Source organism: Sphingobacteriaceae bacterium (genome assembly GCA_002319075.1).
Lineage (GTDB): Bacteria > Bacteroidota > Bacteroidia > B-17B0 > Aurantibacillaceae > Aurantibacillus.
In genome coordinates, this window is sequence record NVQB01000001.1 from 3723007 (window position 1) to 3736394 (window position 13388).

Genomic DNA, 13388 nt, shown 5'->3' on the forward strand with positions numbered 1-13388 from the left:
GATTTTGAGCAAAATAAAGCGGAACTTGTTTCACTAAATCTCTTTTATGTTTTTAATACGTCTATCCTTCCTTGTTTCTTTGTTTTTTTTAAATTCTTTTACTACAAGAGCATCGGTTTGGCCTAAGGATGGCGCGAAACTGAATGCCACATTTGTATATCTTGAAGAAGAGATTCAGGATAAAGCAGTTAGTTACGAACTGACGGTTTATAAAGGACAAAATGGTAAAAGCCTGGTTTCTACAATTAACAGCGCTTTACCCTCAGGTCACCTGAGCGGATTAGACTGGAACACTCAGTATGTTTGGATCGTTAAAGCCTTCGACGGAAATAAAAATCTGATCCACACGAGTTCCGAGCATAACTTTACAATTGAGAAATACCTCGTTTCATTTCAACAGGCAGAAGAAACCAACATAAAAATTAAGGTTAATAACAAAGAAAAAAATGCCGGTGGTTTTATTGGGATCGATCATATTCGTGGCTTTGTGAATCGTGAGGGCCAGCCCGTGTGGCAAATTCCAAATATAGCAAGGTTTACAGATGACGAAACATTATTCAGAGACATAAAGATTACAGAGGACAATACGGTTACTTTTTTAACCCCGGAAAAAGGAATAGAGATAAGTCTTGATGGTGAAATTTTATGGTCGACGCCTGCACCATTTGTTTTCAAAAAAGATACGGTTATGTATCACCATGAATTTCAAAAAACACCCCGCGGCACTTACATGATTTTGGCTAACCGTAAAGTGAAACGTCCAATGCCGGGACAATACAAGCCAGAGCAAATCAAATACAATTCTGAAATAAGTGTGGTGAATGGAGTTGTATATAAGAAAACACAAATGACGGTTTTGCTTGAATTTGATAAAACCGGAAAGTTGATTTGGTTTTGGGACGCAGATACCTATATTGTTCAGGCCGATCTGATGACTAAAAAATATCCCAACGGAATGCCGGTATTTTCTACACATTCCAATGCTTTTTGTGAGAGCAAGGACGAAAAATTCATTTATGTAAGCTTTCGTGATATTAGCCGCGTTGTGAAGATTGATAAAAAAACAAAACAAGTGATGAAGGCATACGGCGAAAATTTTACTTCGGCCAAAGGCATGGTAGCTACGAACGATTTTAGACGACAACATGATGGAACGCTTACTGATCGCGGCACACTTTTGATCTTTGACAATTCAGAGCAGTTGAACGAGACAGATTCACCCGTTTCTTCCTTTATAGAAATGAAAGAAAATCCAGGTCCAAAAGATAGTGCTGTAATCTGGCGTTTTCCTATGAACTTTGATAAAGACATGACTTTCCCTTTCAGTTCAGGGGGGGGGAATATGGTTGAGCTTCCTAACTCCAACTTTCTTTTATGCGCAGGCGTGCTCAACCGCGTTGTAGAAATCTCACGTGATAAAGAAATTGTGTGGGACGCTATTCCGCTGATGAAATTAAAAAATCAAACGCAACAAGGCTGGAAACCTTTTCCACAGTACCGTTGCAGTTGGGCTCCCGCTTTTAAAGATTACCATTTTTTTGTTTCTTTAAAAGATTCGGTACAAAAAGATATGCTTTATATCTCTATTTCAAATTCCGGTAGCGCTGATGATTCTTATAAGGTAGAACTGATTGCAGGTGAAAAAGTGCTGTCAGCTTTAACCAGTGTAACTGTTTTGTCTCAAGCAAACGTGCTGCAAGCTCTGCAAATAAAACCTGCTCAGGCCGGCTTAAAAAACCTTTCGGTTCGCATTACTTCTTCTCATGATAAACGCATCATGCAAGTTGTAAAAATCAAAGAGTAAAAGAGAGTTATTCCTTTAGCACTTTTAAGGTCGTTCTCCTGTTTTTAGCTTTACCCGCATCGCTCGTGTTGTCGGCTACTGGCAGGGTTTGACCGTACCCTTTAGCACTGATACGGGATGCTTCGACCCCTTTATTCACTATAAATTTTTTCACCGCTTCGGCGCGTTGTTGCGAAAGTTTTAAATTTTCGGCAGGGTCGCCAACATCATCCGTATGCCCCTGTATTTCTATTGTCATGGTTGTTTTTAATTTCAGCACTTCGGCAAGATCATTCAGGGCTTTATTCGAGCTGGGTTTTAAAGTAGCTTTCCCACTATCGAAATAAACATTTTCAAGAACATATTCTTTCGGTGGATCAATACGGATTTTCACTTCATAGCTCGCTTCTTTGTCGGCGGGTATAGTCATCCTGGTATAATCCTGATCGCTTGTAAAGGTTTTGTATTTTAACACATAGCTTGCATCTACAGGCACAAGGATTTCAAATTTGCCGCCTTTGTCGGTATTTATTTTCACCACGCTTTTTGTCTTTTCATTAACAAATGAAATAGTTTCGTTGCCCAAGGCTTTACCCTTAAAATTAGTTACTGTTCCTGTTAAAAGAGCCAGGTTGTCTGTAGCCACAAGCTTTTGAGCGGATGTAGAAAGCCAATAGGAAAGGAAAAAAAAGACTGAAAAAAAATAGTTTGTCATGGTTTATACTTTAAAACGTTAGCTGGTAAACTCCCCTCTATAATCTTTAAGATAGGAAATAGATACAAAACCTGAGTTTACAATTTGTGTTTTGAATTTCACATAAATTTAATACCTTGTGAGGACAGTAAATAGTTAGAAACAAAAATTATAAGCCCATGAAGAAACTCAGTAACCTTATCGGTATCATTTTATTATTTAGCAGTGCTTTGAATGCACAGAATATAAGCGGCACGGTGAACAACTACGCCGCCGTTAAAAATCTTACAGGAACAAACATCGGCGTGAATGCGACAACGGGTTTTGCTTTTGGAGATAAAGTTCTTCTTATTCAGATGAAGGGAGCCGTTATAGATTCTACTAATAGCGCGAACTTTGGTAATATTATAAATTTGGGTGGCGCGGGTAACTATGAGTTTGCTACAGTTTCCACCGTTGTAGGCACAGTGATTACATTAAGCAGTGCTCCTACAAAAACTTACAATGTTCTAAAAGGTTTTGTTCAGCTTGTGAAAGTTCCAAAATTTTGCAATCCAACAGTTGTGGCTCCGATTACCTGTCCGGCCTGGAATGAAACTGTGGGCACAGGCGGTATCATCGCATTCGAAGCGGGTACGCTCACTTTAAATGCCCCGGTAAACGCAAATGAAGCTGGATTTGCCGGTGGAAACTTCGCCTTGGGATCTTTTGGTTGCAGCAATGGAAATTATTTTGGGGTGCAGGGAGTGGATGGAGGTCAGAAAGGGGAAAGTATCTCAGGCTATATGCCCTATAAAGACGGGCGCAAAGGAAAACAAGCAAACGGCGGTGGCGGCGGCAATTCAGGTAACTCTGGCGGCGGCGGCGGCGGAAATGGTGGGGTTGGTGGTTTGGGTGGAAATGAATACAGCGGTTGTGGAAGTTATGACGACAGAGGTAACGGGGGATTAGGAGTTGGTACAGGATTAAATGTGATGTACCTTGGCGGCGGCGGTGGCGGAGGTTACGAAGATAATGGCCAGGTGGCAACATCTGGAGGTCGTGGCGGGGGAATTGTTTATATAAAAGCAAATGCGATTTTTTCCAATAACGAGGTAATTTCGGCAAAAGGTGAAAGTGTTACTATCATAGCGAGTGATGAAGCCTCTGGTGGTGGTGGAGCGGGTGGAAGTGTTTTTATTGAGTGCACGACGATTACCGGAACATTGCAAGTAAATACAGATGGCGGTTCTGGTGGAAGCAACAACAATGTACTGTTTCAAGCAGATGCTCATGGTACGGGCGGCGGCGGCGGCGGCGGTGTATTCGCCTACAGCGGAGCTACACTTCCTTCAGGGGTAACAGTTAGTTCAGTGGGTGGTGCAGCCGGTACAGTAAATAACCCACAGAGTTCACAATACAATACTACTTATGGCGCAACAGCAGGCGCTACGGGAGTTTCTTATGCTAACCTGCCTACCACGCCGGGAATTGTTGTGCCCGTAATGACGGTATCTCAAAATACTATTGTTTGCGCAAAACAAAGCATTGTGCTTACAGCTGGAGGTGTGCAAACATACAGCTGGAGCACCGGTGCAACGACACCTTCTATTTCAGTGTCTCCAACAGTTAATACTTCCTACACCGTTACAGGCAGCGGCACTAATACAAACTCGTGCAAGGTTGTTTCTGTGATCTCGCTAACGGTTATGAACTGTACGGGACTCGAAGCATTTACTACCGACGAGACCTTAAAGGTTTATCCAAATCCAACAAGTGGTAAAGTGAGTTTTGAAACTAAAAATAAAATCAGTGTACAAATCACAGACAATATTGGTAAAGTTATCCTTGAAAAAGAATTTGAGGAAGGAACTTACACGCTGGATCTGAGCGCATATGCTACCGGTATCTACCAGGTAAAGGTTTTGGGAACTTCTGAATCTAAAATTATTAAACTGGTTAAAACAGAATAGTTTTTTAAATATTGAAACAAGATAAAGCCCTTGCATCCTAAAAATTGGGAGCAAGGGCTTTTTTGTTTGCCGATTTGTCTAAGCTTTTCCAGCCAGTTTTAAAAGTTTTACGCAAAGAGGAATTAAGGCAAAAGAGAGCAGTAAAAAGAAAGTAACCCTCAAATAATTTAAATTTTTCCAAAGTAGAGTTTTGTCAACCAGGTTTTCAACCGTGTTTTGTGTTTCAGTTATTTTTTCAAAGTTCATAATGTGGGGAGCGAAGTAAAGAATCGTCCAAACACGAACCGCGAAGTGAAGAGCAAAAAGAATCAGCAATCCATTTCTTATAGGATCCAGTCTCCAGCAAAAAACAATGGCGAGTATAAAAGTGATTTCGTGAATGGAATGCAGTACGATCCAGAATATTTTTAAACTTGCTCCGTTTTTATCTGCCAGCCATTTAAAAGATTCGGGCGGCGCAGCTGTCCACTTAGGAACTATGACGGCGGTTTCAAAAATTTGTGCGCCGTTCATTAAGAAGTACAAAAGGGTTGTCGCAAAGAGCCAGATCTCCGCTCTTACGATGTAGTTGGCGTTAAGATTTTCCATGACTTTATTTTTTGCTAAGTTTTTCCTGGGTTTCTTTCATGATCTTTGTAGCATTCACAAAATATTTTTCAATGATCTGAAATTCCTTTTCAGAAAAAGATGAAATAAGTTTGGACGTTTTTTCCTGCACGTCTTTAAAAAGGGGTTCCATGACTTTGTTGGTGTTTTGTTTATTTGCTACAATGATCACTTTCCTGCGGTCATCTTTTACAAATTCTCTTTGCACGAGTTTTTTCTTTTCAAGACGATCAATCAGCCCGGTAACAGCGCCAGTGGTTAAACCCGTCACTTTTGAAAGTTCACCGGCCGTCATTTGTCCTTTTTGAAGAATTAATCCAAGGTATTTGTGATCCGTTCCCGAAAGCCCGGCTTTTCGGGCAATTGCTTCATGCATTAAAATGGAATTGTCAGAATAATTGCGGCTTATGCTCCTGAAATGTTGAATGCGTTCTTTCACTGTCATTTGTTTTATTTAATAAGTATCTTAGTGACAAAGATAAATAAATATTGCTTCACGCTACACAGAATGCTAAAAAAATCCGGATCCGGTAATAAGGGAGTTATTTATCTTTCTTACGGATTAACATTTATTTCTTACAGTAAGCCCTAGATTCCTCTACGGGGTATTTTTTGTCGAGGTCGATGTCGTTGAAGCTTTTAGTATTGCCCCAGGCAAATAATTTCTCGAAGACAGGAAGTAACTTTTTATGCTTTATTCTGTTGAGAAAATATATTTCGTGCTCTTTTTCTTTAATGCCCATCTCGTATAAAACCTGATTATGTTCTATGATACCCAATTCATGAAAGTAATGCATCATACGGAAATATTCACAAACGTTTCCACTTTCAAGGCGTCCGGCAAAATAGTAAGGCATAAACCAGCCGATCACGTAACAAGATGCGGAGATTATTTTACCGATCACATGAAATCTGAATTCATAAAATTTGGAGACAGGGATTTCATAATGCTTCATAATTTCTAAAACCTCCCTGCGGTGTCCCCATTCGTCGTCCTCGATTTGTTTGATGGAAATTTTTTCAGCCGGATCTTTTACCGAAGCAGCGTGGCCTTGATAGGCGAATGCTGCGGCTTTTTCTGCAGAGTAAGCCTGTTGTAATAATTTTATCAGCTTTTTATGTTGAAGTTTCATAAATTAAAAGAGGTTTGCAAAGCTACCCGGGCGTTTAGGTACGCAGCATAAAAGTACAGTTTAATTACTTACTCCGTCTTCAACAAATCAATTTGCCTCCAAATTGGTTATTTGCTTAAGTTGGGTGTGAAATTCTCTTACCTTTAAATTAAAATTCCTTCGAAGTTTAAACCCATGAAAAAAACCTTTGTTTTATTAAGCCTGCTTTTATTAGTGGGCTGTAAAAAAAAATCTTCTGAAAGTGCCGAAGAAACCGCAACAACTACCACTGGCAGCACAACAAGTGGTGGAAGCACAACCGGCAATCCTTTTGTTAACCCAGCCTTTGCTGTTGAATTAACAAGTACAAATACCGATCATAGTTACAGTTATTCCAGCGCGCGTTTTTATGAAAGCTCTGCCAGCGCTGTTCTTATTGATCAGGTAAAATCGGATAATAAAATTATGGGACAGTATCCCGGCGACGAATACCGTTATGCAAATGCGTCTTCAAATTATACGGCCGCAGTTCTCTGGGATCTTTCGTCCAGCAGAGAGCATATTCCTGACACTTCTTTTTATTCACCAGCGTTTCCAGGCATAGGGTTTACAAAAAATACTTCCCTTACCTATGATAGCACGAAAGATTTTACGATTGCCATTGATCCGGGTGCTTGCGACAGTATGTTCATTACCTTAGGAACAATCACGAAGAAAATTCGGGGAAAAAGCGGTGTAAACTCTGTCACTTTTAAACCAGGTGATGGTGTAAAGGCTAACACATTTGATACTGCCGAAGTGGTTGTAGAAGTAGCTACTATGAATTATTCGGTTTTTACTGTTCGTGCCAGAAAATGGCGGGTAATGAGCGTGACGACTGCACAATCGCACTATAAGTACAAATAAAACCTTTTATAAGCGGAGTTTTATTGCACTAATTTCTATCATGGGTTTATTTTATCCAAAAGGGAAGTTAAAGGCTCGCTTCTTTTTGATGTAAAGGAAGTGTGATAATAAAAGTCGCGCCCTTATCGGGCTTTCCAGCAGCCGTAATGCTGCCTCCGTGACGCTCTACGATTTTTTTGCAAAGTGCTAGTCCAAGGCCTGTGCCTTCATATTTGTCTTTAGAGTTAAGTCGCGTAAAAGTCTCAAATATCTGTAAAGCATTTTCAGGCTCAAACCCTATGCCATTATCTTTTAAAGTTATATGGACCAAATCGTTCCATGTGTTATCCATCTCAGAGGAGAGCGAAATTTGCGGTGCCAAACCTTTTTGTGCAAACTTTATGGAATTATTAATGAGATTATAGAACAGTTGATAAATAAGTACAGGTGCACCTTCCAGCTTTGGAAGATTATGAAGGTGAATTTTTCCATTTGTTTTTTGTAAAGAAACTTCCAGATCATTTTCAATATTTTTTATGACTTCATTCAGATCAATTAGTTCAGGTTTTTGCTCGCCTGCATTGGTGGTGGAGTAAGCTAACACGCCATCAATCATGGTAAACATACGATCAGTTGCCACATTAATCCTGTCGATAAAGCGTGCAGAAGAGTCGTCTAAAGTATCGTGCAGTTGATCCTTTAGTCTTCCTATAAATGTTTTGATTTTTCTCACAGGCTCCTTTAAGTCATGCGATGCTACGTGGGCAAACTGCTGCAAGTCTTCATTAGAGCGCTGCAGTTCTTTTGTACGGGCATTCACTTGTCCTTCCAGGTTTTCTGCTAAAACTTTATAGCGTTTTTCACTTTCTTCCAGTTTTTTTCTCGCTACAACCTGTTCTGTCACGTCTATGGCTACCTGAATCATACCAACTATTTGCTCGTTTTCTCTTAAAGGACGGTAGGCTATGTTGTAAAAATAATCCTGCATAACGCCGCTGCGACTATGAGCAACTTGCACTTCAAGCTGGGTGAAAGGAACGCCCTGTTCAAAAACTTTTTCCACCTGCTCCCATATATACTGTCCTCTGAGTTCAGGCATTACGTTGATTAACGGATGCCCTATAATTTCTTCTCCGCGACCTATCATTTGCAGCATGCGCTTATTAATTTGTTCGATCACAAGATCATGCCCCATCAAAACCATTGTGGGAGCCGGGGTTTGATCAATCATTGATCTAAGCCGCGTCTCGCTTTGCAGAAGTTTTCCCTCAATCCTTTTAAAGTCGGTTACATCGCGTGTTGTGCCGGCAATAGCTTCCACCTCTCCTTGAGCATTAAAAACAGGCACCAGGATATAGTCGTACACACGACTTCCTAATTCAGCGTGGGGAAATGCGACCGTGCCACGGATGGATTTTTTCGTTGCAATGATCTCGTCAATTTCGCGTTCATGCATCTGTGCATGCCATTCTTCATAGCCGTTTTCGCGCAGCCCCTTGCCTATGGCGTCTTCTGCGGTTTTGCCCCACATAGTGAGTAACGCTTTATTGGCATAAGAAAATTTATAAGCCAGGCTGAATACATAAACAAGATCAGGAGTATTATTGGCTATGGAATCGTAAAGTCTTTGTTGTTTTTCTGCAACATCCAGAGAATTCTTTAAAGCCAGTTCAGCCTTTTTAGATTCGGTTCTATCCTCTGTGGTTACTACTAATAAATCTCCTTGTTTTACTGCAGTGAAATGAAACCAATTTTTTACCCCTTCTCCTTCCTGCCAGGTTTCAAAGCTCCCTGTTTCACCTGTCTCAGCTACCTTTATAAATTTTTCAAGAACTCCATTGACTTTCATGCCTGGAAAAATATCGCCATAGAGTTTTCCTTTGTATTCTATGTTGCCAATCCAATTGCGTGTATAAGCATTAAAAAGCAGAATGGAGAAATCTTTCACTTTTCCTTTTTCATCTTTCGCCGTCTTCATAACGGCAATTCCGTTGGGTGCTGAATCGAAAACGGTTTGTAAGAGATCTTTATTTTCTGTTAATTCCATTGTGCTTTTACAATCTGAAAAAAAATTGGTAATTCACTGATTTACATTAGCGAACTTAAAAGTGATTTATGTATTATTTTTTGGGTCGTCACTGGGCTAGGTGGTTTTACTTCGCAATTTCTGTACAAATCATCGAAAGAAAGTTACGGGATTTGTGTCAAAAATGAATTTCTGGTATGAAATATTTTGCATAAAAAGGTAATTTAATACCTGATGCGAAAATGATGCCAGCGCAATCAGTGCTGAGATGACTATTGCGCCATTTTTAATTAATAATTTGCCCGTCGCTATTCGCCAGCTTTTCACGCCACTTCTGAATTTCTTCAGGTGATTGTCTCAGCCATTCTTTGGCTTCTCCAGTAATTTTCAGAGCTCCGTTTGTGCGATAGGAACGGGTTGGATTACCGGGAAATTTTTTGTCCGTAACGTTGGGATCATTTTCAAAATTCTCTGTAGGTTCTATAATATATACGCGTTCAGGTGTATCTCCATTAGCCAACGCGGCCGCAAGTCCGGCGCTATTTAAAAGGGCGGTAAAATAAATATGATTCATGGTTAAATCAGATTTGTAATTCGATCCCTTACCTGGAGTTAACAGATCCCCGGTTTTCAGGTCCGCCCTGGTTCCGTGGTAAAAAGGGCCTTTGTCAGTGGGTTTATCATTACTGGCCTGAGCGAGCTCGTGATTCTTTTTAGCGTTTTCAAAATCCTTTAGGTCTTCGCAACATTTTGCAATAGTTGAATAAAGAAATGGAAACGCGGATTTAACCGAATCGTCATTTATTTTCAAGCCCATTTCTAATACAGACTCTAACCATCTTAATTTTTCGCGAACTTCTTTTTGATGCCGCGCGATATAATATGCCGCGATAAATTTTTCGAAGTCCTGGGTCGCCTCGTTATACGCTTGAAGAAATAAACGCAGTGCTTCTTCAGGTTTGTTCTGTGTTTCCAGGTCCATTCCCTGCAGGCAGAGTTTTACTATGGGGTTACGCGGGTCAAATTGCATGTACTAGGTTTTTAAGGGTATTTTTTCTGGTTATTTTGTTTGCGCCTCAAATCCGTCTTGTATTGCTTCGCGCAACACATCCACATTTATATCTTTCAGAGATTTGAATTTTATACAATACCCTGTAACTTCAGCTTTGCCTATTTTTTTGCCATAAGTAGTTACCAGGAATTTTTTATCTTCTATACCCATGATGTATAGGGAAATTCCTGATGTATTGGCACTTAACCCAACTTGATAAAACTCACGCGTTTTGCCACCGGCGTACTTCATGGTCTGAAGTCCGTAGCCAATATTCGGATTCGAAACAGTTTTGCCTTCTTCGTTTTTGCCATCGAGAAACCATAGTTTGTCTGTTGGCATTAGTTTCAGAATTAGACTATGCAACTCCTGCATGTCGCCGCGTTTTGCTTCGGGCTGACTGGCAATGTATTCTTTGATTTGTGTTTTTACGGTCATAGATAATAATCCTGGTTATGTATGAGTGCTAAATAAAATGTGTAAAAAGTTTTTGACGAAACGTGACTTAGTTACCGGTATTTTTCGAAATCACTGAAGTTTGAGAAAATCCACTTTTTGTTTTTAAGTCAATATTAAAATTATCAAGTTTCATGCTCATGTCCATTTTAGTGTCGGTTTGATAGTTGACATAATAATTATTTGCGATGTCATAAAGTAGTTTTCCTTTTCCGCTGCCGGTAGCATTAATCGTGTACTTGGTTATGGTGGTTTTCATGGTGTAAACATTTACTACATCAAAGTCTGCAACACCATTGTTTACACTTAAGAGTTTGTAGGTAGTGGTAATAATCATTTCAAGCGTTACACCTGCTACAGGAATGTTTAAAGGTGTTTCTATCGAGAATTTTTCGCCTACTTTAACCTGGCGCTCTGGTAAATCCAACTGTGAAAACATGCTTTGCATTGTTTGAAGCAAGGTTTTTTTAAGTTCTTCGTTAATGCCCTCTGAAACTACAGAGTCGAGTGTAGGCATCGCTCCCATAGAACCATGTCCGTAAAGTAACAGGCCATCCGGAATATCCTTTTTTCCGTCACTGCTGCTGGTTGTCACAATTTCTATAGTTAATGGAAAATTTTTCCCATCAGTGGATTTACCAGTTTTGAAAAGGGTTTCCATTTTTGAACTTTTGTTCGTTATAGTTGGATTTTCAATGCCTTTGTCTTTTAAGCTACGAAGAAATTCTTTAGAGCCCGAATAGGTTATTTCATTATATGATGTTTGTTCGATGGTATTACTGTATTTTGTTTCAGGATTGTATTGAATTTTAAAAGTTATGCTATTTTTCGATTGACTGTAAGAGTAAATCTGATTGACTAAAAGCAGCGCCAGAAGGATTTTTTTCATGTGTCGTTAAAAATGGGTTAGGGATTTATATCAGTTACCAGTTGGAATAATAAATGTACGATAGTGCGGGGTAATTCCAAAATGGATTTCTCACATTCGCATTTTGTCGTTCTGCTTAATGCGGGATTTGTTATGAGAGAAACTTTGCGTTTCAACTGATCATTAACAATCGTCGCAGCCCGTTTTTTTCCAGCGGCGCGCGGTGAACACAAGGGAGTACTTTGCTTTCAGGATGATCGACTGCCAGTTTCCATAAGTTACCAAGGCCCAGGCCGATCGGCTGTGCATCAGGCTTAGGAAGGTAGTGCAGATCATAAAAATGTTCGGTTAAAAATGCTTCAAATCCTGCTACTTCTCCTCTGTATATTTTTCTAAGTTCCTCACGGATTTCAGGGACAAGTATTTTTTGTGTGGCTTGCGAATTCGGTAAAAGTTCACTGGGCTCGCCATAGTAAGTACATAAAAAAGTATCGGTGGGCACTGGAGAACGATCCACATGAAAAGAATAAACATCGGTTGGAAAAAAAGGATAGCTTTCGTCTCTCTCATAGTTTTTGATCACATTAAGAATGGGAGAAGTTCCCCGCGACTGCAACAGCTTTAGATCATTTAAAAGAATTTCACGGGCAAGTTTTCCTTTTTCGCTCAACTGGAGTTTCATCAATTCCGGGAGATCAAGAGTACTCATGTTTTCGGAGAGAGCGATTTTATTTGCAATTTCAGAAAAATCACCATCCAGTTTGCGCTTCCAGCAAATCGCATTTATTTCTCCTTCGAACGGTGTAGATAGAAGCGCATCAAAATTGGAGACATAGTGAATTTGATTTGCAGAAGTCGATAAATCAATCATAATAGCTGGTAGTGTAAATCCATTTAAAAAATATGCAGTAGTGAGTTTGGGTGCGTAAGTTTTTGCCATGGGTAAATTGGTTGTCTAAAGACACTATAACAACATTAATGATGGTAGTCGTGGATAAATAAGCAAGCCTTGTTTTTGCTAAGCAATTTACAAATTTGCCTGCTCTTACACAAGCCATATGCGGTGTTTACAACCTTTTAAGTGTAGATTTTTTTTTACAAAAGCGGCTCTGTGACTTCGTTCAGAGGTTTTTTATAATGGCTTGCTTACAAAAAAAGGTATTTGCTTATTTTTTCTTTTCTAACAAGAATTTAATTCGCTCTAGTTGAATTCTATGATTTCGCTGTAAAATTATAGGATAGAGATTTCCGATTACATTAATAAAAGTCGTCAGGAAAAAAATAGCCACGTGCCCTTTAGCTAGTAAGACTATTGAGACTATTACAATTAAATTGAATGAAGCTAAATGTCCAAACTCTGATTGCCTGGTTTGGGTATCAAAATTTTCAAGCCCTGCTCTTAATCCATCAAAGTATTTTTTTCTATTATTTTCTTTTCCCCAATAAAGTTTGATAAGTAGATATTTAAATATTTTAATGCCTAATAAGTTGTAAATAAAAGTCAGTTGTTTTGAGTTCTTTATCTGGTAATATGAATTTGGTAACAGTTTATTTGTCAAAAAAACAAACCCCGGAAATGCGAAAATACCAGTTATAAACAAATTCAGAACTATGGAAATAGAAATGATTTCCAGGCTACTAAATGCTGCTGGCTTTGAATTAACCAGTAATTTAATTAAATCTACAGAACGATAAGTGAGAAAAATTGAAAACAATGGAAATGCTATTTTTTTAAACATATTCATTCCGTTTTTGGTTAATTTAATTTAGGTTTAACCTAATCTTTAAGTTGTTTTTTAAGTTCCTGCTTAAAGCACCGGAACTTAGCGCGGCGAAAAAAATCACAGGCGCTCAAATGTTGCAATGTCGTTCCAATAGCCATCGGGAGTGAAGTTAAAAGAAAATATGTATTCACAAAAACCTTTAAGTATGTGGCCGCAGATATGCAAAGTAAT

Annotated in this window: 13 protein-coding genes; 3 read left to right on the forward strand and 10 right to left on the reverse strand. The window is 39.2% G+C overall.

What is annotated here, in order from left to right; genetic code table 11:
- The first annotated feature begins 46 nt into the window (after positions 1-46).
- Positions 47-1804, forward strand: a complete 1758-nt coding sequence (locus tag CNR22_16050) for a hypothetical protein (protein ID PBQ33222.1) — start codon at positions 47-49, stop codon at positions 1802-1804.
- 7 nt (positions 1805-1811) lie between these two features.
- Here the strand turns inward: CNR22_16050 and CNR22_16055 are convergent, their stop codons facing one another.
- On the reverse strand, positions 1812-2498 hold the full coding sequence (locus tag CNR22_16055; protein PBQ33223.1) for a hypothetical protein: 687 nt from the start codon (positions 2496-2498) through the stop codon (positions 1812-1814).
- Positions 2499-2656: 158 nt separating this feature from the next.
- Here CNR22_16055 and CNR22_16060 point away from each other — a divergent pair, with 158 nt between their 5' ends.
- On the forward strand, positions 2657-4429 hold the full coding sequence (locus CNR22_16060; GenBank protein PBQ33224.1) for a hypothetical protein: 1773 nt from the start codon (positions 2657-2659) through the stop codon (positions 4427-4429).
- Between the two features lie 78 nt (positions 4430-4507).
- On the opposite strand, the gene CNR22_16065 is transcribed toward CNR22_16060, so the two are convergent.
- The 3 genes from CNR22_16065 to CNR22_16075 form a co-directional block, all read right to left on the reverse strand.
- Positions 4508-5017 (reverse strand): transposase, encoded by a 510-nt coding sequence (locus CNR22_16065; protein ID PBQ33225.1) that lies wholly within the window; start codon positions 5015-5017, stop codon positions 4508-4510.
- Between the two features lie 4 nt (positions 5018-5021).
- Positions 5022-5480, reverse strand: coding sequence for a MarR family transcriptional regulator (locus CNR22_16070; GenBank protein PBQ33226.1), 459 nt, complete (start codon positions 5478-5480; stop codon positions 5022-5024).
- Positions 5481-5604: 124 nt separating this feature from the next.
- Positions 5605-6168 carry a hypothetical protein gene (locus CNR22_16075; GenBank protein PBQ33227.1) on the reverse strand — a complete coding sequence of 188 codons (564 nt, stop codon included), beginning with the start codon at positions 6166-6168 and terminating at the stop codon, positions 5605-5607.
- A gap of 174 nt (positions 6169-6342) precedes the next feature.
- Between CNR22_16075 and CNR22_16080 the strand changes: the two genes are divergently transcribed.
- The gene (locus CNR22_16080) at positions 6343-7053 is read left to right on the forward strand and encodes a hypothetical protein (GenBank protein PBQ33228.1); all 711 of its coding nucleotides are present in this window, start codon (positions 6343-6345) and stop codon (positions 7051-7053) included.
- Between the two features lie 67 nt (positions 7054-7120).
- Here the strand turns inward: CNR22_16080 and CNR22_16085 are convergent, their stop codons facing one another.
- The 6 genes from CNR22_16085 to CNR22_16110 form a co-directional block, all read right to left on the reverse strand.
- Positions 7121-9079 (reverse strand): PAS domain-containing sensor histidine kinase, encoded by a 1959-nt coding sequence (locus tag CNR22_16085; GenBank protein PBQ33229.1) that lies wholly within the window; start codon positions 9077-9079, stop codon positions 7121-7123.
- Between the two features lie 265 nt (positions 9080-9344).
- Positions 9345-10088: an rRNA adenine methyltransferase gene (locus CNR22_16090; GenBank protein ID PBQ33230.1), complete on the reverse strand. Its 744-nt coding sequence runs from the start codon at positions 10086-10088 to the stop codon at positions 9345-9347.
- A 30-nt stretch (positions 10089-10118) separates the two neighbouring features.
- Positions 10119-10547 (reverse strand): hypothetical protein, encoded by a 429-nt coding sequence (locus CNR22_16095; GenBank protein PBQ33231.1) that lies wholly within the window; start codon positions 10545-10547, stop codon positions 10119-10121.
- Positions 10548-10614: 67 nt separating this feature from the next.
- The gene (locus tag CNR22_16100) at positions 10615-11454 is read right to left on the reverse strand and encodes a hypothetical protein (protein PBQ33232.1); all 840 of its coding nucleotides are present in this window, start codon (positions 11452-11454) and stop codon (positions 10615-10617) included.
- Positions 11455-11605: 151 nt separating this feature from the next.
- Complete coding sequence (locus CNR22_16105; GenBank protein PBQ34927.1) at positions 11606-12304, reverse strand: hypothetical protein; 699 nt, start codon at positions 12302-12304, stop codon at positions 11606-11608.
- Positions 12305-12599: 295 nt separating this feature from the next.
- A complete protein-coding gene (locus CNR22_16110) occupies positions 12600-13172 on the reverse strand; it encodes a hypothetical protein (GenBank protein ID PBQ34928.1) in 573 nt (190 codons plus the stop codon).
- Positions 13173-13388 lie beyond the last annotated feature (216 nt).

Coding starts and splice junctions, on each gene's coding strand:
- CNR22_16055 (PBQ33223.1), bottom strand. CDS start 2,498: ATGACAAACTATTTTTTTTCAGTCTTTTTTTTCCTTTCCTATTGGCTT.
- CNR22_16110 (PBQ34928.1), bottom strand. CDS start 13,172: ATGTTTAAAAAAATAGCATTTCCATTGTTTTCAATTTTTCTCACTTAT.
- CNR22_16080 (PBQ33228.1), top strand. CDS start 6,343: ATGAAAAAAACCTTTGTTTTATTAAGCCTGCTTTTATTAGTGGGCTGT.
- CNR22_16100 (PBQ33232.1), bottom strand. CDS start 11,454: ATGAAAAAAATCCTTCTGGCGCTGCTTTTAGTCAATCAGATTTACTCT.
- CNR22_16095 (PBQ33231.1), bottom strand. CDS start 10,547: ATGACCGTAAAAACACAAATCAAAGAATACATTGCCAGTCAGCCCGAA.
- CNR22_16070 (PBQ33226.1), bottom strand. CDS start 5,480: ATGACAGTGAAAGAACGCATTCAACATTTCAGGAGCATAAGCCGCAAT.
- CNR22_16075 (PBQ33227.1), bottom strand. CDS start 6,168: ATGAAACTTCAACATAAAAAGCTGATAAAATTATTACAACAGGCTTAC.
- CNR22_16085 (PBQ33229.1), bottom strand. CDS start 9,079: ATGGAATTAACAGAAAATAAAGATCTCTTACAAACCGTTTTCGATTCA.
- CNR22_16050 (PBQ33222.1), top strand. CDS start 47: ATGTTTTTAATACGTCTATCCTTCCTTGTTTCTTTGTTTTTTTTAAAT.
- CNR22_16065 (PBQ33225.1), bottom strand. CDS start 5,017: ATGGAAAATCTTAACGCCAACTACATCGTAAGAGCGGAGATCTGGCTC.
- CNR22_16105 (PBQ34927.1), bottom strand. CDS start 12,304: ATGATTGATTTATCGACTTCTGCAAATCAAATTCACTATGTCTCCAAT.
- CNR22_16060 (PBQ33224.1), top strand. CDS start 2,657: ATGAAGAAACTCAGTAACCTTATCGGTATCATTTTATTATTTAGCAGT.
- CNR22_16090 (PBQ33230.1), bottom strand. CDS start 10,088: ATGCAATTTGACCCGCGTAACCCCATAGTAAAACTCTGCCTGCAGGGA.